The following is a 232-nucleotide window of genomic DNA, read 5'->3' on the forward strand; positions in this document are numbered from 1 at the left end:
CGCCCACCCGATCCACCCCGCCCATGTGCAGGAACATAACCTTGCTCGACACGACGCGGGCCAAACCCATCTCATGCGTGACGACCAGCATGGTGCGGCCTTCTTCGGCGAGCGAACGCATGACGCGCAGCACCTCGCCGACCAGTTCCGGATCGAGCGCGGATGTCGGTTCGTCCAACAGCATCACCTTGGGATTCATCGCCAGCGCCCGCGCTATGCCCGCGCGCTGCTG

1 protein-coding gene is annotated in these 232 nt (G+C 65.5%); it reads right to left on the reverse strand.

What is annotated here, in order from left to right; genetic code table 11:
• A partial coding sequence (locus KVT37_RS33120; RefSeq protein WP_217579114.1) for an AAA family ATPase occupies positions 1-232 on the reverse strand: 232 nt, incomplete at both ends.

The sequence above is a fragment of the Mesorhizobium sp. GbtcB19 genome (genome assembly GCF_019091085.1).
Taxonomy (GTDB): Bacteria; Pseudomonadota; Alphaproteobacteria; order Rhizobiales; family Rhizobiaceae; genus Mesorhizobium.